Annotated in this window: 1 protein-coding gene; it reads left to right on the top strand. The window is 60.5% G+C overall.

Annotated features, from left to right (window positions below; genetic code table 11):
- Nucleotides 1–1,440, top strand: a 1,440-nt coding sequence (gene zwf, locus CQ020_RS23950) for a glucose-6-phosphate dehydrogenase (RefSeq protein WP_105694324.1), incomplete at its 5' end; no start/stop codon positions are given.
- Nucleotides 1,441–1,498: the final 58 nt, after the last annotated feature.

Raw genomic sequence — 1,498 nt, 5'->3', positions numbered from 1 at the left:
ACTGGTGATCTTGCCCGTAAGAAGCTGATGCCGGCGGTTTATGACCTGGCTAACCGTGGCTTGTTGCCGCCGAGTTTTGCTTTGGTGGGTTTCGGTCGTCGTGAGTGGGATAACGCGGAGTTCGCGGCTGAGGTCAAGGACAACGTCAAGGCCCATGCGCGGACGAAGTTTGATGAGGCGGTGTGGGAGCAGCTCGCTTCGGGTATCCGTTTTGTTCAGGGCGAGTTCGACGACGACGACGCTTTCGAGCGCCTCGGTGATGTCCTCGATGAGCTGGATGAGACCCGCGGCACCCGCGGTAACCATGGGTTCTATTTGTCGATCCCGCCCAAGGCGTTTGAGCAGGTCTGCCGGCAGCTGTCCAAGCATGGTTTGGCGCAGGCGAAGCCGGGGCAGTGGCGTCGTGTGGTGATCGAGAAGCCGTTCGGGCATGACCTTGAGTCGGCACGTCAGCTCAACGACATTGTGGAGTCGGTGTTCCCGGCTGATGCGGTGTTCCGGATTGATCATTACCTGGGGAAGGAAACGGTGCAGAACATCCTGGCGTTGCGTTTCGCGAACCAGTTGTTCGAGCCGCTCTGGAACGCCAATTATGTGGACCATGTCCAGATCACCATGGCCGAGGACATCGGCACGGGCGGCCGGGCAGGGTATTACGACGGCGTGGGTGCTGCCCGTGACGTGATCCAGAACCACTTGCTCCAGTTGCTGGCGTTGACCGCGATGGAAGAGCCCATTTCGTTTAATGCCGATGATTTGCGGGCGGAGAAGGAAAAGGTCCTCGCCGCGGTCAAGCTCCCCGAGGATTTGTCCACGCATTCGGCGCGGGGTCAGTTCACCGGTGGCTGGCAGGGCGGGGAGGAAGTCCTGGGGTATTTGGATGAGGATGGTATCCCGGCTGATTCGAAGACCGAGACGTTCGCGGCGATCCGGGTGGATATCAACACCCGGCGGTGGAATGGTGTGCCGTTCTACCTGCGCGCCGGTAAGCGGCTGGGCCGGCGCGTGACCGAGATCGCGGTGGTGTTCAAGCGGGCACCGAACCTGTTGTTCCGTGATCATGGTGAGGATGACTTTGGTCAGAACGCGGTGGTGATCCGGGTCCAGCCCGATGAGGGCGCCACGATCCGGTTCGGGTCCAAGGTTCCGGGCACGCAGATGGAAGTCCGTGATGTGACCATGGACTTCGGCTACGGCCATTCCTTTACCGAGTCCAGTCCTGAAGCGTATGAGCGGCTGATCCTGGATGTGTTGCTGGGTGAGCCGCCGCTGTTCCCGCGGCATCAGGAAGTGGAGTTGTCCTGGAAGATCCTTGACCCGTTCGAGGAATACTGGGCCGGGCTCGATGAACAACCGCAACCCTACGCACCGGGCAGTTGGGGGCCGGCTTCGGCCGATGCCTTGCTGGCCCGTGACGGACGAACCTGGAGAAGGCCATGATTGTAGATCTTCCCGATACCACTACCTCCAAGATTTCCAAGAAGATCATGTCCCTGCG

The sequence above is a fragment of the Arthrobacter sp. MYb23 genome (assembly GCF_002979775.1).
Taxonomy (GTDB): domain Bacteria; phylum Actinomycetota; class Actinomycetes; order Actinomycetales; family Micrococcaceae; genus Arthrobacter.
The sequence above is the reverse complement of the archived record's forward strand: the minus strand, read 5'-3'. Positions and strand labels throughout refer to the sequence as shown.